Consider the following 18621-nt stretch of genomic DNA (forward strand, 5'->3'; position numbering starts at 1 on the left):
TAGAACGTCGTTCGATGCTGGCGCAAATTGTGGTTGAATGGATCTCATGGCACCCCCGCGAACACGCTCCGTCGAAGGCGCTCCCCGAGGCCGCCGACGTGCTTCGCACTCCATGGAGGCCGTCCTCACCGCGGCAGTGGCCCTGCTCGACGAAGCGGGCGAATCGGCGCTGACGTTCCGTGCCCTCGCCGCCCGGCTCGGCACGGGCGTCGGGACCATCTACTGGTACGTCTCGAACAAGGACGAGCTGTTCGACCGTGCCACCGACCACGCGATCGGCGGGATCCTGACCGCCGTCGAAGGACAGCCGGGCAGCGACGACCCGATCGCCGACCTCCGCGTCATGGCCGTCACGCTGTTCGACGCGATCGTGGACCGGCCCTGGCTGACGGCGTACTTCATGCGCAACACCGACGTCCAGGGCCACTCGCTGCGGCTGTACGAGAAGATCGGCCAGCAGACACTTCGCCTCGACCTCACGCCGCGGCAGCGGTTCCACGCCGTCTCGGCGATCGTGGGCGTCGTGGTCGGCACCGCCGCCGACCTGGGCGCGGAAATCCCCCAGGAGCTGCTCGACGGCCACGTGGACCGTGAGGAGTTCCTCGGCCGCTACGCCGCGACGTGGCGGTCGCTCGACGCCGCGGAGTTCCCGTTCGTGCACCAGATCGCCGACGAGTTCGCCGGTCACGACGACCGGGAGCAGTTCCTCGCCGCCCTCGAGCTGACGCTGGCGGGCCTCCGCCTTCAGGCCGGAACCTGATCCCGTCCCCCGCCGGCGTCACCGGCCCCGCGGCCCCTCTGCGCGCCGACGACGTCGGTGACCCGTTGGATCGGGTCGGGGGAGCGCTGCCCGAGCCGCTCGACCCCTCCGGCCTCAGCCGCGCATGCCCGAACTGCCGCGGGTGGTGCGCAGGGCGTCGACGAACTCCCGCAGGTCCGCCGTGACGCCGTCCACCTGCTGCCCGCCGCGCTCGACGCGCGCTTCGGGCAGGGGCCGGACGTAGTCGCGGACGAGCATGAGCAGGGCGGCCATGTGTGCCGCGTCGTTCTCCGGCAGGGTGCCGTCCTGGAGGTTCCTGTCGAGGGTCGCGGCGAGGTTCACCACCGCGTCGAGGGCGTCCTGCTCCTCTACGACGCCTCGGGGCGGAGCCGACGGAGCCACGCGCTTCTGGGCGTACGCGGCGAGCAGGGCCTGCATCACGCGGTACAGGCGGTCACTGGCGGGATTCACGTTCAGCATCCCCGCACGCTACGACCCGGGCGCCGCGGAACCCGGTCGTGGCGCGGGCAGAACCACCGGATGGGCCATCGCGGGGCGCGGCCCTCGCTCCGGGGCCACGGCCGGCCGCCCGCGCAAGCTCGGGGGCCGGACCCCACCGAGCCGGGTCGGTGGCCGCGCCACCGAGGCGCGGGTCCGCACAACCTCGTTGGTTTGAGGACGGGTTGAGTGGTAAGCCGCTCGGGCGTAGTCGAGCGGAACGCGTGGTTCCGCAAAGCCCTCGAAAGAGTCACAAGGCGGGCGTGTGGAAGAGGAGCGGCGAATGTTCCCTGGCGGCGATGGCGGGCCCGTGCGGCTGAACACGGTGGGACTGGTGGACCTCCTCGGTGAGTCGAAGGCGTGCCTTCCGGTCGATCTCGTCTACGACCCGTCCGACCCGCTCGCCGTGACGATGGTGCTGGGCGGCTACGAGGGCGAGGAGGTCCGCTGGACGTTCGGCTGGGACCTGCTCACGGCCGGCCTGGTGGCGCAGGCGGGGGAGGGCGACGTGCGGGTGGGGCCGGCGGCCGGGGGCCGGCACGGGATCGAGGTCGCTCTGGCGCCGCCGGACGGCGTCCATGTCCGGCTGCCCAGCCGCGAGGTGGCCGCCTTCGTCCGGTCCTTGCGCGGCACGCAGGAGTGCGATGCCGATCGCGTCGGCGCCGACCTGGACGCGGCGCTCGCGGCGATCACCGCGGAGGCCTGAACGGCGCTGCGACGGCTCCCCGTCTCCCTTCCCGGCGCCCCGGCTCCCCGCCTCCCGCCGATGACGGTTCCCCGCTCCCTCAGCCGCCGGCCAGCGACTTCTGCAGCCGGGTGAACAGGGCGTTCACCGGCGGCAGATGAAGGGCCGCGCGCGCCGCGTTCGCGCCCGGGCCGCCGTGCACGGCGCCCCCGGGGTGGGCCGACGCGGAGGCCAGGAAGAGACCGCGGACGGGTGTCTCGGGGCGGCCCGAGCCCGGGATCGGCCGGAAGAACACCTGCTGGTGGACCGCCGCGGTGCCGGCGTTGATCGCGCCGCCCCGCAGGCTCGCGTCGCGCTGCTCCAGCGTGGGCGGGGCCAGGATCCGGCGCCGCCGGACGAGTGCGCGGAAGCCGGGCGCGTAGCGCTCGACCTGTGCCTCGAGGCGGTCGGCCATCGTGTCCTGCTCGCTTCGGTCCCAGGCACCGGTCAGGCCCTCGCCGCCCGCGTCGCCGCCGACGGCCTGCGGAACGTGCGTGTAGGCCCACGCGGCCTCCGTCCCCACGGGCGAGCGGGTCGGGTCCGCGGTCGTCATCTGGCCGAACAGGGCGAACGGCCGGTCCGGGATCCGCCGGGTCGCCAGTTGCGCCGCGAACCGCGTCAGATCGTCCACGCCGTCCGCGAGGTGCAGGGTGCCGGCGCCCCGCGCGAGCGGCGCGGTCCACGGCACCGGGCCGTCCAGTGCCCAGTCGACCTTGAAGGTCGAGAAGTCCCACTGGAAGTGCCGCAGCCGGCGCAGCACGGAGGCCGGCAGATCCTCCGGACGCAGCATCCGGCGGTAGAGCAGCGGGGCCGGCACCGCCGCGAGCACCGCGCGGCGCGCGGGGACCTCCTCGCCGGTCGCGGTGCGCACCGCGACCGCACGCCCCGACCGCACCACGACGCCGGTCACGGGCTCGCCGCACCGGATGACGCCGCCGCGGCGTGCGAGGCGCCCCGCCAGCGCCGCGGTCAGCATCCCCGCGCCGCCGGCCGGTACGGGGAACCCGACCGACTGGCCGAGCATGCACAGCAGCCAGCCGAACACGCCGCTGCCGGTGGTCTCCGGCGCGAGGTCCGCGTGCAGGGCGTTGCCCGCGAGCAGCAGCCGCCCGCCCTCCCCGGCGAACTGCTCCTCGCCCAGGCGGCGGGCCGGCAGCGTCATCATCCGCGCGAACTCCAGCGCCGGTGCGGGCTTCAGCCGGGCCAGCGTGCGCAGGCCGGCGCGCACCGGCGGGAACGGGGTGAACAGGCAGTCCAGCACGTCCGGCCCGATCCGCTCCCACAGCGCGTGCCACTCCTGCCAGGCGGCGCCGTCACCCGTGGCGAACCGGTCGAGGTTCAGCCGGGTGTCCCGCACGTCGCGGCTGAGCAGCGCACATCGCCCGTCGGGCAGCGGGTGCGCCAGGACCTGCGGCGCGTGGCTCCAGCGCAGTCCCTCGTGCTCCAGGTCCAGGGCGCGCAGCACGGGAGAGGCCGCGCCCAGGGGATAGAAGGAGCTGAACACGTCCGTGACGAAGTCCGGGTCGACCGCGTGGTCGCTGCGCACCGCGCCGCCCGGCTGGTCCTGTGCCTCCAGCACCTCGACGCTCCAGCCGGCGTCGGTGAGGACGTTGGCGGCGACCAGGCCGTTGGGTCCCGCGCCGATGACGACGGCGTCAGGCATCGCGCCCGTCCCCGCCGCCGGACCCGGAGTGCCGGTCGCGCCGGCCGGTCGCGTGCGCGCCGCCGGTGTCGTCGGTCTCGCTCGCCCACGACGTGCCGTTCGCGCCCTCCACCACCTCCGCGAGCCGGGCGAGCATCCGGCGGTGGCGCAGCTGCAGCACCGCGTCCAGGGCCACGTTGTGGAGGCTGCCCGCCGGGCCGGAGAGCGGGTGCTCGTCGACGATCACGAGGCTGTCCTCGCCCCACGGCCGTATCTCGATGTCGACCCTGGCCGTCCCCAGCCGTCCGCTGTCCACCTCCAGGGCGAGCCGTTCGGGGCGCTCCTCCTCGCGGACGACGGTCCTGCCTTCGAGCGACCAGGGTCCGAGGGCCACCGTGTAGTCCAGGGACGACCCTTCGGCCGGCCACTCGCCCTCTCCGCCGTGGGAGGAGGACGTCCCGGCGACCCACCGGGCGTACTGCCCGCGATCGGCGAGCACCGACCACACGTCGTCCCGGGGCCGCTTGATGAGCTGGTGGCGCACTGCCATGGGGCACCTCCGGACGTACGAGCCGACAAAGGTCGGCTTTCCGTGCGGATCCGTCCGAAACGTCCGGTGCGGTGCCTGCGGGGCAGGGCGGGTGCCGCCGGCGACCCGGGCGGTCCGTCGTCGCACCCCGCCCGCGCCGGTGGACGCGCACCGTGGCCGAAGCGCCGCTTCGCGCATCGACCGCGCCGCCCGAAGCAGCGGCCGGGCCCGCCATGGCGGGGCGCATCCGGGGTAGGGGGCGGGGGGAGGAGGCGGCCATGACCTTGGGAGTGGAAGAGGAGTACCTCCTGCTCGACGTGGAGTCGGGCAGGCCGACGCCCCGAGCCTCCATGGTGCGGGACGACGCCGGCATCGAACCCGGGCTGGGGCGCCACGAGGTCGACGACGAACTCCTCCAGGCGCAGGTGGAGGTCGCCACTCCGGTGTGCGAACGCCTGGACGAGGTCGCGTCCCATCTCACCCGTTTTCGGCGGGCGCTCGCGGACGTGGCCGAAGGCGAGGGGTGTTGGCTGGCCGCGACCGGTGCGGCCCCGTCGTCCGAGCCGCGGGGTGTGCCGGTCACGAGCGGGGAGCGCTACCGCCGGATGCGTGTCGACGCGCCCCGGCTGGTCGACGAGCAGCTGATCTGCGGCATGCACATCCACGTGGGGGTCCCCGACCCCGCGGCCGGGGCGGGCGCGCTCGGAAGGATACGCCCCTGGCTCCCGGTGCTGGTGGCGCTCGGCGGCAATTCGCCGTTCTGGGAGGGGCGGGACACCGGGTTCAGCAGCTGGCGCACGGTGGTCTTCGGCCGGTGGCCGGTGAGCGGGCCGCCGCCGTTCGTCGCCGACGGCGACGCGTACGAGGAGCGGGTCGAGGCGCTCATGGCCACCGGCGTCATTCCCGACCGCGGGCAGATCTACTGGCAGGCGCGTCTGTCGGAGACGTATCCGACCCTCGAAGTGCGGGCGCCGGACGTCCAGCTGGACGTCGCGGACGCGGTGACACTCGCCGGGCTGACCCGGGCCCTGGTCACGACGGCGCTGCGGGAAGCGGCCGACGGAGTCCCGCCGCTCGATCCGCCGGCGAGCATCCTGCACGCGGCGGGGTGGCACGCCGCGCGTCACGGCCTGTCCGGCACCCTGGTCGACCCCCGCTGCGGGCGGCCGTCCGCAGCGTCCGAAGTCGTGGACGCTCTGCTGCACCACGTCGGCGCCGCCCTGGAGGGGAGCGGAGACGCCGAGCGGGTCGGCGCCGGCGTGAGGCGCCTGCTCGACGAGGGGACCGGTGCCGTGCGGCAGCGCGCGGCGGAGGCCGAGGGAAGCCTGAAGGCCCTCCTCGAGCTGGTCACGCAGACCGGCCGCAGGTCCGGCCGCCAGGGAAGGAACCCGGATGAACGGGTCGAATGAGTCGTAAAATGGCGGAAATGCCATGACTCCACGCGTGCGCGAGGAGACGGCTCATGACCGACATCCACGGGTTCATGAAGTACCCGCGCCGCCCGGCCCCGCGGCGCCCGGTCCAGGAACGGCTGGGGGACTGGGACGAGGTGTACGCCGGGCAGCCGCTGCTGCCGCTCGTCTCCGAGCAGGCCGCCCGCTGCATGGACTGCGGAATCCCGTTCTGTCACCACGCCTGCCCGCTGGGGAACCTGATACCGGAGTGGAACGTGTACGCCGCGCACGGCGACTGGCGCGCCGCCGCCGAGCGGCTGCACGCCACGAACAACTTCCCCGAGTTCACCGGGCGGCTGTGCCCGGCGCCGTGCGAGGAGGGGTGCGTGCTGGCCATCAACGCCGAACCGGTGACGATCAAGAACGTCGAGCAGGCCATCGCCGACCAGATCTGGGAGCAGGGGTTCGCCGAACCGCAGCCTCCCGAGCGGCTCAGCGAGAAGAGCGTCGCCGTCGTCGGCTCCGGCCCGGCCGGCCTCGCGGCCGCGCAGCAGCTCACCCGCAGCGGCCACACGGTCGTCGTCTACGAGCGCGCCGACCGCGTCGGCGGGCTGCTCCGCTACGGCATCCCCGCGTTCAAGATGGACAAGGGCCAGCTGGACCGGCGGATCGGGCAGATGCGCGCCGAGGGGACCACCTTCCGCACGGGCATGGACGTCGGCGGCGGCCTGGACGCCGCCGAGCTCACGACACGGCACGACGCGGTCGTCCTCGCCGTGGGTGCCACCGAGCAGCGGGACCTCCCGGTTCCCGGCCGCGAACTGGCCGGAATCCACCAGGCCATGGAGTACCTGACCCTCGCCAACCGGACGTCGGAGGGCGACTACGCGACGTCACCGCTCACCGCCGCGGGCCGGCACGTGGTGATCGTCGGCGGCGGGGACACCGGTTCCGACTGCCTGGGCACGGTGCTGCGCCAGGGCGCGGCCTCGGTGCTGCAGCTCGACATCAACCCCGAGCCGGAACGGGTCCGGCGGGAGACCGAGCCCTGGCCCGTCTATCCGAGGGTGTACCGGATCTCGCACGCCCACGAGGAGGCCAGGGACCGGGCCGGCATCGACCCGCGGGTCTTCTCCGCCGCCACGCTCCGCTTCGACGGGAGCGCGTCCGGCCGGGTGCGCGCCCTGCACCTGACGGAGGTCGAACCCGCGGCGAGGCGTCCCCGGCCGGGAACGGAACGGGTGATCCCGGCGGAACTCGTGCTGATCGCCCTGGGGTTCTCCGGCCCGGAACGGAACGCCGGCCTGGTGGGACAGCTGGGGCTGGCGCTGGACGCGCGCGGCAACTACGCGCGCGACGCGGACTTCGCGGCGACGGGCGCGGGCGCGGCGGCGTCCGGCGACCGGTCCGGCAGCCGTGGCGGAGTCCCGTCGGATGGACCGGCGGGCGGACCGGACGGGGTCTTCGTGGCCGGCGACGCCGGACGCGGCCAGTCCCTCGTGGTGTGGGCCATCGCGGAGGGGCGCTCGGCGGCGGCGGCCGTCGACCGCTACCTCACCGGCTCCACGGCACTCCCCGCGCCCATCGCGGCGGACGACCGTGCGCTCACCGTGTGACGGGCGGCGCGTACCGGTCCGGCCGGAGAGGACCGCCGTCAGCGGATCTCGTAGGTGCCGTCCAGCCGGGCCCGGCCGAGGACGTGCCCGGCGATGGCGGCGACCGCCTGGTCGAGGGTGAAGCCGGCGGGCAGGCCGGGGGCCCGGTCGAGGGCGAAGAGCTGGAAGACGTAGGCGTGCGGTCCGTGGGACCGGACCGGCATCGGACCGGCCCAGCCGCGGCGCCCGAGGGGGCCCTTTCCGTGCCGGACGCCCGCGACCGGGCTCGGGTGGGCGAGGCCGTTCTCGGGGATCCCGGTCAGCTCGGGGTCGATGCCCAGCGCCAGTGCGTGCGTCGCCGGCTTCCCCATCGGCACGTCGGGATCCTGTACGACGAGGGCGAGTTCGACGGTGCCGGCCGGCGGCCGCGTCCAGCCGAGGGCGGGGGAGACGTTCGCGCCGAACAGCCTGCCGCGGTACCTCTCCGGTATCGGCGCCCCGTGCGCGAAGGCGGGGCTGGTCAGGGTCAGGTTCTCCGGCGCGGCCAGGTCCGGGCGGGCCCAGACGAGCGTGTGGTGGCCGGCGCGACGGTTGCGCAAGGCGACGCCGAGGGGGTTTGCGGGCATGCCTTCGGTCCTCCCGTGTGCCCGGTTCTGCGCGAACCCGGCACTGTTTAGGTATAAGAAGGAGTTTTTTTAGGTATACTAACGAGCCATGGGGAGCGACGCAACCGAAGACCCGGCCGCGGGCACGGGCGACACCGGGGGAGCCGAACTCGGCGCGCACCTGCGCGCCGCCGTCGGCCGCCTGTACCGCCGTTTCCGCAGCGAGCGCCCCGAAGGCGCCCTCGGGGACGCGGCCCTCGCCGTGCTCACCCACCTGCACAAGCACGGAGCGCAGAGCCTGACCGCGCTCAGCGAGCACGACCGGGTGTCGCCCGCGTCCATGAGCCAGACCGTCAACCGCCTCACCTCCGCCGGCTACGCGGTCCGCACCCGCGCCCTGGACGACCGCCGCAAGGTCCTCTTCACCGCGACCGAGGAAGGCCACGCGCTCGCCGGCGCCGCCCGCGCCCAGCGCAACGCCTGGCTCGACGAACGGCTCCAGGCCCTCAGTGCCGAGGACCGCGAGATCATCGTCCGCGCCACCGAACTGCTGAACCGCATCGCCGACGCCTGACGGCGGCGGCCGGCCCGGAACGCGAACCGCCACCCTCCAGCCCGACCGCGGCCCTCCCGCCCAACCGGCCCGGCATGGTTGCCTTTTCCCGCCCGTTCGCGTGAACCCGACTCCCGTGCGCGGCAATAGAGGGAGTGATGGACGACGACGAGCTGATCGCCCGCCTGGCCGGCGGCGACGAGAACGCGCTCCGCGAGCTGTTCGGCCGGCACGCGCCGTGGCTCGCGGCGCGGCTTCGGGCGGCGCTGCCGGCCCGGGACGTCGAGGACGTGCTCCAGGAGACGTTCCTGGCGGTGTGGCGCAGCGCGCCCGACTACCGGCCGCAGGGATCGCCGGGCGGCTGGCTCTGGGTGATAGCCCGCCGCCAGGCCGCGGGCTGGCTGCGCCGCCACGGACACGACGCGAGCCCGGTCGACACCGCCGGACTCGACGACACCGCGCTCGACGGCGCCCTCGCGGCTGCCGGACGCGCTGCCGCGAGGGATCCGGTCGAGGCCGTGATGGCGCGGACCGATCTGGCCGCCGCGCTGGCCGTGCTCGGCCCGCAGGGCAGCCCCGAGCGCGAGGTCTGGCGGCTGCTCTACGTGGAGGACCGGCCGGTCGCCCAGGTGGCGCGGGCACTGGGGGTGCCGCAGGGCACGGTCAAGAGCCGGGCCCACCGGGTGCGGCGGCTGATGAGGACGGCGCTGGCCGGTCGCGCGGCGCAGGAGGAGGGGCTGTGAGGGAGGCACCACGTGGCACGGGCGGTACGGGCCAGGACCGTACGGCCCCCGGCGGCCCGGAACCCGAGGCCGTCCCGGACGCCGGGAGGCCGGTCGGCGCGACCCCGACGGCGCAGGTTCCTGACGTCCGCGACCACGGCGGCCCGCGCGGCGTGGACCCGGGCGACGTGGACCTGGACCGGGTGTGGCTCGGTGTCGCCGCCCAGGTCTGGGAGCGGCGGCCCGGACCCGTCGAGCGGGCGGCGGCCCGGCTGCTGCGCTCACCCGGGCTGGCCCGGGTGCTGCTCACCACCCCGTCGCTGCTGCTGCCGTGGCTGGCCGCCACGGTCGTGGTGCTCGCCGCCGGAGCCGTGGCCACCGCCGGGACCGGGCAGCCCGTGGTGGCGCTGGCGGCGCCGGGCCTGGCGGGAGCGGCCGTCGCCTACTCGTACGGGCCCGGACTCGACTCCGCGTGGGAACTGTCGCGCACCATGGCGGTCAGCGACCGGATGGTGCTGCTGGCCCGGGTCCTCACCGTCTTCGCGGTCAACGCCCTGCTGGCCTCGGCCGCTTCCGCGGTGTCACCCGCGGCCGCGGGCATCGCCTTCGGCTGGCTGGTGCCGATGGCCGCGGTGTCGGCGCTCGCGCTCGCCGTGGCCACCGTGACGGAGTCCGCCAACGCCGGAGTCGGTGCCGCCCTCGCCGTGTGGACCCTCACCGTGGTGGCGAGCCAGTCCGCGACCCGGGAGACCGCGGCCGCCGTCACCCGGTCCGCCCTCGTCCTTCCCTACCTGGCGGTCGCCGCCTGCTGCGCCGCCGTCGTACTGCACTCCACCAGGACCACGAAGGGGAGCCGGTGAACATCGAGATCACTGACCTGACCAGGCGGTTCGGCCGCACCCGGGCGGTGGACGGCGTGGACCTCCGCACGGGGACGGGCGTGTTCGGCCTGCTCGGGCCCAACGGCGCGGGCAAGACGTCGCTGCTGCGGATGCTGGCCACGGTCATCCCGCCGAGCTCCGGGAGCATGCGCCTGCTGGACCTCGACCCGGCCCGGCACGGACCGCGCCGGGAGATCCGGCGCCGGCTCGGCTACCTGCCGCAGAACCTCGGCTACTACCCGGGGTTCACCGTCGTGGAGTTCGTCGAGTACTTCGCGCTGCTGAAGGAGATGCCGCCGCGAGAGGTCCCGCGCGCCGTCGCCGCCGCCGTGGAGCGGGTCGGCCTGGGCGACCGGGCCAAGGCGAAGCTGCGCACCCTGTCGGGTGGCATGCTGCGCCGCGCCGGGATCGCCCAGGCGATCGTCAATGAGCCGCGGTTGCTGCTGTTCGACGAGCCGACGGCCGGGCTCGACCCGGAGCAGCGCGTCGAGTTCCGTTCCCTGCTGCGGGAGTTGGGGCGGACCTCGACCGTGGTGGTCAGCACCCACCTGGTCGAAGACGTGGGAGCCGCCTGCGCTGAGGTCGCCCTGATGCACCAGGGCCGGATCGCCTTCCAGGGCACGCCTGACGAGCTCGTCGCGCGCGGCGCCGGCCACGGCACCGGCGACGCACCACTGGAGCGCGGCTACAGCGCGGTCCTCGCGGCGGTCCGGGTATGAGCGCCGTCCCCGCCCCGGCACGCGGCGGCAGGCGGCCGCTCGGCCGGAGGATCCCGGACGTGTGGACGCGCGCCGGCGGGCGCCTGCTGCGGCTCGAACTGCGCCGCAACACCATGATGTGGATGGTGCCGCTCGCCCTGCTGGCGTTCTGGCTGGACACCTACCGCAGCAGCATGGCCCTCTCGCCTCTGTGGAGTTCACGCACCCTGATCCTGCGTCAGGGCGCGGCCGTCGACGACTTCGCACCGTTCGCGGTGGGTGCGGCGGCCTGGGTCGGCGGCCGCGACCGCCGGCGCGGCATCGTGGAGCAGGTGGACATCACCGCGCTGCCGCGCTGGGCCGGCCGGGCGGCCACGTGGGCGGCGACCGCCGGCTGGGCGCTGGGGGCGTACCTGGCCTGCGTCGGCTTCCTGTACGGGGCGATCGCCTGGCAGGGGGCCGCGGGAAGCCCGCCGTGGTGGCCGGTCGTGGTGGGCGCGGTCGCGCTGGTGGCGTGCAGTTCCCTGGGCTTCGCCCTCGGCGTGCTCGTGCCCAGCCGGTTCACCGCACCGCTGGCGGCCGTCGCCACCGCGCTCGTGCTGCGCCAGACGCTGCGCAGCGGCGGCCGGTACGTCCTGCTCTCGCCGGTCGCCTCACCCGCCTACTCGCTGGCCCCGCCGAAGCCGGACGCCGGTGTCTTCTACCCGTACCTGCCCGACCTCTCCCTCACCCAACTGCTGTTCCTCGGCGGCCTGGCGGTGGCGGCCCTCGGTGCGCTCGGCGTCCAGGCGGTGTGCGGTGCGGCCGGGCTGCGCCGCCTGGCCGCGGCCGTCACCGCGGTCGGTCTCGCGTCGTGCGGGACCGCGGTCGCGCTGATCGGGACCGCCCGCGTGGAGGCGAACGGCGTCGTCGTCCCCGCCCTGCACGACGCCGCGGACGACCGTCCCCTCACCTACACGCCGGTGTGCGGTGGCCGGCGGATCAGGATCTGCCTGCACCCCGTCTACCAGGCCTACCTGCCCACCCTGACCGCGGCGCTGGACCCGCTGCTGCGCGAGGTCGCCGGGCTGCCGGGCGCGCCCGTCCGCGTCGACCAGGTCGCCCTGTCCGGCGCGCGGGCCCCGCTGGCCGGCGCGGACGTCGGCGGCGACCCGCCGGTGGCGCACCTGGCCCTCGACATCGGCTACGACGGCGCGATGTGGATGGGCCCCAGCCCGGCCGGACAGGCGCTGCCACGGCGCTGCTGCACCTCCGAGCAGATGTGGACCAGCGTCCCTTACGTCACCGCGGAAGTGCTGCCGCCGGTCGCCGGCGCGATCCTCGACCGGCTCGTCGGCCACGCGGACCCAGCACAACAGGCGGTCGTGGAGGGCTTGTTGCGTGCGTCCGGCGTGCCGCTCGACAGCATGGCGTCCGCCGCCCGGATCGACGGGTCACCGATCGGCCTGCCGCAGCCCGGAACCCCCGCCCACGCCGCCGGCGAGCGCTGCGCCGCGCTGTCCGCGAACGCCCGGCACGCCTGGCTGACCGCCCACCTGGCCGACCTGCGCGGCGGCCGCGTCACCCTGGAGCAACTGCCGTGACCGGCACGGCCCTGGCCGTCGGACGGCGGCGGCACGCCGGTCCGCGGCTCGTCCGCCTGCACCTGACCAGCCGCCAGGTCCCCGGCGGGTTGGCCCTCCTGGCCGGATGCGCGGTGCTGCTGCGCGTCGCCCTGCACCTGCACTGGATGCCGGACGACGGTGCCGCCGCCCGACAGACACTGCTGCTGATCGAGTGCGCCGCCGCGTCCGTCGTCGCGGTCGCCGCCCGCACCCCGTTCGGCGAGAGCGAGCGGGCCACCGGACCGCGGCTGCCCGTGCTGCGCCTGGCCGCCTCGCTGCTGCTGACCGCGGCCGCCGCCGGGAGCCTGGCGCTCGGCGCCGCCGCCGCACGGGTCCCCGGCGGCGCCCTCGGACTGCTGCGCGACGTACCGGGGCTCGCGGGCATCGGCCTGATCGCCGCCGCCGCCCTCGGCGGCGCCCTCGCCTGGACCGGGCCGCTGGCCTACACGGTGCTGGCCGAGCTCGCCCTGATGGACGGCTGGCGCACCCCGTGGACCTGGCCGGCCCGCCCCGCGCACGACGCGGGCGCCTGGTGGTGCGCCGCCCTCGCGTTCGCCGCCGGCACCGCGCTCGTCGCCGCCCGCGGCCCCCGGGACACCGGCGGCGACGGGTGACCGGGTTCCGCCCTCGCCGGTCATCGTCGCGGGCGGCCCGAGGCGTGGCGGCGTGGGGGGAGGGGGAGGAAGCCGCTGGTGCGGGCGGCGTAGGCGGCGTATCCGGGGCGGTCGGCCATGTGGCGCTCCAGCAGGCGCTTACCGCTGCCGAAGACGAGCAGGTACGACATGAGGACCGGCGAGAGCGCGGAGACGGCGGCGGACTGCCACGCGTCGCACGCCATCGCGAACAGGCCCCACCAGACGAGGAAGTCCCCGAAGTAGTTGGGGTGGCGGGTCCACGACCACAGGCCGCGGTCCATGAGGCGCCCGGAGTGGGCGGGATCGGCGGTGAAGCGGGCGAGCTGGTGGTCGCCGACCGCCTCGAACGCCAGGCCCGCCGCCCACAGCACGCCGCCCGTGACGGCGCCCGCACCCAGCGGGCCGGGAATGTACTGCGCGGCCTGCACCGGCAGCGACACCACCCACACCAGCGCGCCCTGCGCCAGGTAGACCGTGCGGAAGGCGTACGCGTTGCGGCTGCCGGGCGCCTTCGCGAGCATCTTCTCGTACCGGGCGTCCTCGCCCTTGCCCCGGCCGCGGCGGGCGATGTGCGTGGCCAGCCGCAACCCCCACAGGGCCGTGGCCGCCGTGACCAGCACCCGCCGCCCGTCGTCGCCGTGCCCGGCGGACACGCCGCAGGTGACGGCGGCGACCGCGGTGAACGCCACCCCCCACGCGACGTCCACGACCCGGTGCACGCCCTTGACCACCGCGACGGCGAACGTGACGCCCATGACGGCGAACGCGGCCAGTGCCGACCAGCCCAGACCGGCGGCGAACGCCGCCCACGGGTACCCGCTCACCCCCCGCTCACCGCCTCCCGGTCCGGCGCGTACCACGGCCACGGCGTGTCGGGCATCCCCGAGCCGCCGGCGTCGTCGGGCCGCACGGCCAGGATCTGGTCGACGCCCATGCGGCGTTCGGCGAAGGCCAGCCCGGCCCCGGCGAGATAGAGCCGCCACACGCGCGCGGTGGCCTCGCCGGCGAGCGCGGTGAAGCGCGGCCAGTCGTCCTCCAGGGTGCGGCGCCACGCGTCGATGGTGCGGGCGTAGTGCTCCCGCAGCGACTCCACGGACCGCACCTCGAGGCCGGCCGCCTCCAGCAGATCGACGGTCTGCCCGACCGGACGCATGTGCATGTCGGGCGCGATGTACGTCTCGATGAAGGCACCGCCACCGGGTGCGGTGGCCCCCCGGGACATCTGCTGCACCAGCAGGCGCCCGCGGGGCCGCAGCCGGTCGTGGAGCAGCGCGGCGAAGCCCGGGTACTCCCGGTCCCCGACGTGCTCGCCCATCTCGATCGCGCACGCCGCGTCGAACCCGGAGGCGTCGATGTCGCGGTAGTGCCGCAGGCTCACGTCCACCCGGTCCTCCAGACCCTCCGCCGCGACGCGCGCGGCCACGTGGTCGCGCTGCTTCCGGGAGAGCGTGACGGCGGTGACGCGCGCGCCGAACTCCCTTGCCGCGTAGAGCGACAGGCTGCCCCAGCCGCAGCCGACGTCCAGCAGCCGGCTGCCCTCGGCGAGCGCGAGCTTGCGGCATATCAGTTCCAGCTTGTCCCGCTGCGCGTCGGCGAGGCCGTACGCCGGATGCCCGGGGGCCCGCCAGTAGGCGCAGGAGTACGCCATGGAGGGGTCGAGCAGCGCCCGGTACCAGTCGTTGGACAGGTCGTAGTGGTGGCTGATGGCGGCGCGGTCGCGGGACGTGCTGTGCAGCGCGCCGTCGAGGCGCGCCTTCGGCGCCGCCGGAGCGGGCGGGCGCGGGCCCACCGCGCCGAGCATCAGCGCGGTCAGCGTGGCCGACGCCAGCACACGCGGCGCCGGCAGCGCCGGGCCCGGCCCCCTGTCGCGCATCGCCCTGCCGACGAGGCTCAGCCCGGCGGCGAGGTCCCCCTCGACGTCCAGGTCGCCCGCGATGTACGCCTCGGCCACGCCGAGTTCGCCGGGCTGCCACAGCATCCGGCGCAGCGCGCGACGGGATCGCATGACGACGACCGGCCCGTCCGGCGGCCCGGCCTGCGTGCCGTCCCAGGCGCGCAGCCGCACCGGCAGCGGACCGCCGAGCCCGGCGGCGACGAGACGTCCGAGGCGGTCGGCGGCGCCCGTCATCGGACCTCACCGCCCCGGTCGGCGCGGTCGGCGGAGCCGGTCCCGCGCGCGGGCGCCCCCGCGGGCCGTTCCGGTGCGGCCCCGGCCGCTGCACCCGGCTCGCGTGCCAGCGCGAGCTGCCGCACGTCGAGGTACCCGGACCTGAACCCCGCCTCGCTGTAGGCGAGATAGAACCGCCACATGCGGCGGAACGTCACGTCGAAGCCGAGCGCCGCCACGGCCTCGGACGACGCGTCGAACCGCTCGCGCCACAGCCGCAGCGTCTCCGCGTAGTGCGCTCCGTAGCCGGACGTCTCCACGATCCGCAGCCCCTGGCCGGCGCCGAGCCGCCCGATGGCCTCGGCGGAGGGGATGACGCCACCGGGGAAGACGTACTTGCCGATCCAGCTCTGCTGGTTCCTCGTCGCCATCATGCGGTCGTGCGGCATGGTGATCGACTGGAGCGCGATCCTCCCGCCGGGCGCGAGCAGGCGTTCCAGGGCGGCGAAGTAGTCGGGCCAGAACTCCGTGCCGACCGCCTCGATCATCTCCGCGCTGACCACCGCGTCGTACCGTCCGCGTACGTCACGGTAGTCGCGGAGCTCGACGGCGACGCGGTCCGCGTACCCGGCCGCCGCCACCTTCGCGACGGCGAGGTCGCGCTGCTCCGCGGAGAGCGTCACCGTCAGCACCCGGGCGCCGCGGGCCGCGGCCCGCACCGCCAACTCGCCCCAGCCGGTGCCGATCTCCAGCAGCCGCGTGCCGTCGCCGACACCCGCGAGGTCCAGCAGCCGGTCGATCTTGCGGTGCTGCGCCGACGCCAGCAGGTCCCAGCGGGCCGGGAGTCCGCGGAAGACGGCGCTGGAGTAGGTCATCGTCTCGTCGAGGAACAGCGCGAACAGGTCGTTGGACAGGTCGTAGTGGCGGTGGATGTTGTCCCGGGCGCCGGAGCGGGTGTTGCGCTCCACCGCGGGCCGGCGGTGCTCCCACACGGCGCGCAGCCGTTGCAGGGACGGCGGGACGAGCGACGCGACGTTCGCGGCGAGCACCGTCAGTACGGCGACGAGGTCGTCGGCGTCCCACTCCCGCGCCATGTAGGACTCGCCGAAGCCGATCAGCCCGTCGCGGGCGATCCGCCGGTGGAAGGCGCGCGGATCCCGCAGGACCAGCACGGGGCCCTCCCCGCCGGTCAGCGAGCCGTCCGGCCACCGCACCCGCAGCGGCAGGCGGGACAGCGCCCTGCCGACGAGGAACCGGGCGACGGCCGTGCGCGGTGGTGAACTGCGCGGCACGCGGGCCACATCGGGCCACGCGACCGGGTCCACCGGCCCGGTGTCCGCGGGTTCCGTGCCCGCGGGTTCCGTGCCCGCGCATGCGAGGTGCGTGGATGCGAGGTGCGTGGATGCGAGGCGCGTGGACTCGACGTCCGCGCCTACGGCGTCCGGGGGTTCGACGTGCACGCGGGCGGCGGCCGCCGGGTGGGATCCGGTGCGGGACGAGGGCAGGCCGCTCACGTGAGACCTTCCTGGCCGGGGTGGTGGGGACGGGGATGCACGGGCACGCCGCGCAGGTACAGGCGGATGCCGTGGTGGCGGATGCCCAGCGACACGGCGGCGGTCGACCACGGGTGCCGCAGCGCCGCCGCGACGACCTGCCGGGTCGTCGCGGGCCGCCGGCGGCCGCGCACGGTGGCCGTGAAGGGGTGCGGGCCGGCCCCGACGAGCTGCACCGACAGCGCCAGGCGCTCATCGGGCTCCGGCAGGCGCATCCGGTAGGCGCCCTCCACCGGCTGGAACGGCGACACATAGAACTCCTTGGGCACCAGCGCACGCCCCTGCGCGTCGGTGCGCATCAGGTAGCAGTGCCGCTCGCCGTACGTGTTGTGGACCTCCGCCACCACGCACCGCAGCGCACCGCCCCGGTCGTGGCACCAGTAGACCGTCAGCGGGTTGAAGACGTATCCGAGGACGCGGGCGTGGGCAAGCATCACCACGCGCCCGCCGTCCAGCGACACCCCGTTGGCGGTGAGGTACCGCTCCAGCCCGGCGCGCAGCGTCGGCTCGGTGCCGGCCAGGTGGTCGCGCGGGTCGAACCGGGCCAGGGGCCGCAACACCCGGGGCAGGCGCGGCAGATGGTCGAGGTCGACCAGCCACAGGTACGTGCGGTGCCGGAACGCGTGGCGCACCGGCTCGACGCGTGCGTGGGAGATCACGCACTCGTACAGCGCGGGCACCGCACCCGCGTCCGGGCCGCGGAGGCGTTCCGGGTGCCGCATCGGCGTCGGCGCCCTCACCAGCGCACCCCCAGAGACGCGGCCGCCCGCACCCCCGACAGGCATCCGTCCTCGTGGAACCCCCAGCCGTGGTACGCGCCGGCGAAGGCACTGACGGCCGTGTCGAGCAGCGGCAGATCCGCCTGTGCCCGCACCGACTCGGGCGTGTAGACGGGGTGTTCGTAGACCATGCGGGCCAGGACCCGGTCGGGCGCGATCGCCTCGGGGGAGTTCAGCGTGACCACGTAGTCCTCGTGCGCGTCGAGCCCCTGCAACCGGTTCATGTGGTAGCTGACCTGCACCTTGCCGGCGGGGGCGGCGCACGAGGGCAGGTAGTAGTTCCACGAGGCGCGGGCGGCCCGAGCCGTCGGCAGCACGGACGCGTCGGTGTGCAGCACCGTCTCGTTGCGGGAGTAGCGGAACGCGCCCAGCACCCGCCGCTCCTGCTCGGTGGCGTCGGCCAGCACCCGCAGTGCCTGGTCGGGGTGGAGTGCCAGCACCACGGCGTCGTACTCCCGTGCGGCGCCGTCGTCGGTCGTCACCTCGGCCCGGTCCACGCCGCGTCGCACGGCGCGCACCGGCGTCGCGGTGTGCACCGCGGTGAGCTGCTTGCCGACCCGGCCGACGTACTCCGCGGAGCCGCCGCTGACCGTGCGCCACTGCGGGGACCCGGTCACCGCCAGCAGTCCGTGGTGCTGGAGGAACCGGAACAGGTAGGCGGCCGGGTAGCGCATCGCGGTCTCCGGCGCGCACGACCAGACGGAGGACACCAGCGGGACCACGAAGTGCGTCACGAAGTACGCGGAGAAGCGCCGCGTCCGCACGAACTCTCCCAGCGTCTGCCGTGCGGCCTGCCCGGACGCCAGCGCGCTGCGCGCGGCCCGGTGGAAGACCGGTATCTCGACCAGCATCCGCAGGTAGCGAGCCTGCAGCACCGCGCCGGGCCGGGGGAACAGCCCGGCGGGCCCGCGGGCGCCGGCGTACTGCAGCCCGCACTCCTCGCAGCGCACCGACAGGCTCATCTCCGCGTCCTGGGTGGCCACCCCCAGCTCCCGGAACAGGCGCAGCAGCGTGGGGTACGTCCGCTCGTTGTGGACGATGAAGCCGGTGTCGATCCGGAGCACCCCGCCGTCGCGTCCCGCGACGTCGTGCGTGTGCGCATGGCCGCCGAGCCGGTCGTCGGCCTCGTACAGCGACACGTCGCAGGCCCGCTGCAGCACGTAGGCCGCCGTCAGCCCGGCCACTCCCGAACCCACCACGGCCACGCGCCGCCGCGGCACGGACGATTGCACGGACGATCACCCCTTCTTTCTCATCCCTGCGGTCTCCCGCGGGCCTCCCGGCGGCACGGCACAGCACGGCTGGTGGAAGACCCGCTGTCAGGGATTCGGAGCCGCGGCGG

Annotated in this window: 19 protein-coding genes; 10 read left to right on the plus strand and 9 right to left on the minus strand. The window is 75.2% G+C overall.

The annotated features are described in order from the left end of the window. Positions 1 to 112: 112 nt before the first annotated feature. Entirely contained in the window at positions 113 to 760 is a 648-nt protein-coding gene (locus BMW99_RS12655) for a TetR/AcrR family transcriptional regulator (protein ID WP_069465711.1), read from the plus strand. Positions 761 to 874: 114 nt separating this feature from the next. Here the strand turns inward: BMW99_RS12655 and BMW99_RS12660 are convergent, their stop codons facing one another. Next, positions 875 to 1240: a hypothetical protein gene (locus BMW99_RS12660; RefSeq protein WP_069467670.1), complete on the minus strand. Its 366-nt coding sequence runs from the start codon at positions 1238 to 1240 to the stop codon at positions 875 to 877. Between the two features lie 301 nt (positions 1241 to 1541). Between BMW99_RS12660 and BMW99_RS12665 the strand changes: the two genes are divergently transcribed. Continuing rightward, complete coding sequence (locus tag BMW99_RS12665; RefSeq protein WP_075016799.1) at positions 1542 to 1964, plus strand: SsgA family sporulation/cell division regulator; 423 nt, start codon at positions 1542 to 1544, stop codon at positions 1962 to 1964. A gap of 79 nt (positions 1965 to 2043) precedes the next feature. Here the strand turns inward: BMW99_RS12665 and BMW99_RS12670 are convergent, their stop codons facing one another. Together BMW99_RS12670 and BMW99_RS12675 are read right to left on the minus strand one after the other, a co-directional pair. Further along, positions 2044 to 3645 (minus strand): phytoene desaturase family protein, encoded by a 1602-nt coding sequence (locus BMW99_RS12670; protein WP_075016800.1) that lies wholly within the window; start codon positions 3643 to 3645, stop codon positions 2044 to 2046. Beyond that, complete coding sequence (locus BMW99_RS12675; protein ID WP_069467765.1) at positions 3638 to 4174, minus strand: SRPBCC family protein; 537 nt, start codon at positions 4172 to 4174, stop codon at positions 3638 to 3640. Before BMW99_RS12675 ends, BMW99_RS12670 begins: the two co-directional genes overlap by 8 nt. A gap of 257 nt (positions 4175 to 4431) precedes the next feature. Between BMW99_RS12675 and BMW99_RS12680 the strand changes: the two genes are divergently transcribed. After that, the gene (locus tag BMW99_RS12680) at positions 4432 to 5562 is read left to right on the plus strand and encodes a carboxylate-amine ligase (protein ID WP_075016801.1); all 1131 of its coding nucleotides are present in this window, start codon (positions 4432 to 4434) and stop codon (positions 5560 to 5562) included. A gap of 53 nt (positions 5563 to 5615) precedes the next feature. Beyond that, positions 5616 to 7163 (plus strand): glutamate synthase subunit beta, encoded by a 1548-nt coding sequence (locus tag BMW99_RS12685; RefSeq protein WP_075016802.1) that lies wholly within the window; start codon positions 5616 to 5618, stop codon positions 7161 to 7163. A 38-nt stretch (positions 7164 to 7201) separates the two neighbouring features. Here BMW99_RS12685 and BMW99_RS12690 read toward each other — a convergent pair whose 3' ends face one another. After that, positions 7202 to 7768 carry a YbhB/YbcL family Raf kinase inhibitor-like protein gene (locus BMW99_RS12690; RefSeq protein ID WP_069466701.1) on the minus strand — a complete coding sequence of 189 codons (567 nt, stop codon included), beginning with the start codon at positions 7766 to 7768 and terminating at the stop codon, positions 7202 to 7204. An 88-nt stretch (positions 7769 to 7856) separates the two neighbouring features. On the opposite strand from BMW99_RS12690, the gene BMW99_RS12695 reads away from it, so the two are divergent. From BMW99_RS12695 to BMW99_RS40045, 6 genes are all read left to right on the plus strand, one after another. Beyond that, the gene (locus BMW99_RS12695; RefSeq protein WP_079138954.1) at positions 7857 to 8321 is read left to right on the plus strand and encodes a MarR family winged helix-turn-helix transcriptional regulator; all 465 of its coding nucleotides are present in this window, start codon (positions 7857 to 7859) and stop codon (positions 8319 to 8321) included. 137 nt (positions 8322 to 8458) lie between these two features. After that, positions 8459 to 9043, plus strand: coding sequence for an RNA polymerase sigma factor (locus BMW99_RS12700; RefSeq protein ID WP_069466700.1), 585 nt, complete (start codon positions 8459 to 8461; stop codon positions 9041 to 9043). Next, entirely contained in the window at positions 9040 to 9882 is an 843-nt protein-coding gene (locus tag BMW99_RS12705) for a hypothetical protein (RefSeq protein ID WP_218108511.1), read from the plus strand. Before BMW99_RS12700 ends, BMW99_RS12705 begins: the two co-directional genes overlap by 4 nt. Next, a complete protein-coding gene (locus tag BMW99_RS12710; RefSeq protein ID WP_107451734.1) occupies positions 9879 to 10622 on the plus strand; it encodes an ABC transporter ATP-binding protein in 744 nt (247 codons plus the stop codon). Before BMW99_RS12705 ends, BMW99_RS12710 begins: the two co-directional genes overlap by 4 nt. 59 nt (positions 10623 to 10681) lie before the next feature. Further along, the gene (locus tag BMW99_RS12715; protein ID WP_075016803.1) at positions 10682 to 12184 is read left to right on the plus strand and encodes a hypothetical protein; all 1503 of its coding nucleotides are present in this window, start codon (positions 10682 to 10684) and stop codon (positions 12182 to 12184) included. Continuing rightward, complete coding sequence (locus BMW99_RS40045) at positions 12181 to 12819, plus strand: hypothetical protein (protein ID WP_075016804.1); 639 nt, start codon at positions 12181 to 12183, stop codon at positions 12817 to 12819. The genes BMW99_RS12715 and BMW99_RS40045 overlap by 4 nt, the downstream gene beginning before the upstream one ends. Before the next feature lie 20 nt (positions 12820 to 12839). On the opposite strand, the gene BMW99_RS12725 is transcribed toward BMW99_RS40045, so the two are convergent. The 5 genes from BMW99_RS12725 to BMW99_RS12745 form a co-directional block, all read right to left on the minus strand. After that, positions 12840 to 13664: a DUF1295 domain-containing protein gene (locus tag BMW99_RS12725; RefSeq protein ID WP_075016820.1), complete on the minus strand. Its 825-nt coding sequence runs from the start codon at positions 13662 to 13664 to the stop codon at positions 12840 to 12842. Next, positions 13661 to 14968 (minus strand): SAM-dependent methyltransferase, encoded by a 1308-nt coding sequence (locus BMW99_RS12730; protein WP_075016805.1) that lies wholly within the window; start codon positions 14966 to 14968, stop codon positions 13661 to 13663. The genes BMW99_RS12725 and BMW99_RS12730 overlap by 4 nt, the downstream gene beginning before the upstream one ends. Further along, on the minus strand, positions 14965 to 16272 hold the full coding sequence (locus tag BMW99_RS12735; RefSeq protein ID WP_075016821.1) for an SAM-dependent methyltransferase: 1308 nt from the start codon (positions 16270 to 16272) through the stop codon (positions 14965 to 14967). Before BMW99_RS12735 ends, BMW99_RS12730 begins: the two co-directional genes overlap by 4 nt. A gap of 185 nt (positions 16273 to 16457) precedes the next feature. Continuing rightward, complete coding sequence (locus tag BMW99_RS12740) at positions 16458 to 17222, minus strand: DUF1365 domain-containing protein (protein ID WP_069466837.1); 765 nt, start codon at positions 17220 to 17222, stop codon at positions 16458 to 16460. 14 nt (positions 17223 to 17236) lie between these two features. Then, positions 17237 to 18511 carry an NAD(P)/FAD-dependent oxidoreductase gene (locus tag BMW99_RS12745; RefSeq protein WP_245791409.1) on the minus strand — a complete coding sequence of 425 codons (1275 nt, stop codon included), beginning with the start codon at positions 18509 to 18511 and terminating at the stop codon, positions 17237 to 17239. Positions 18512 to 18621: the final 110 nt, after the last annotated feature.

It is taken from the genome of Actinacidiphila rubida, from assembly GCF_900110255.1.
Taxonomy (GTDB): Bacteria; Actinomycetota; Actinomycetes; order Streptomycetales; family Streptomycetaceae; genus Actinacidiphila; species Actinacidiphila rubida.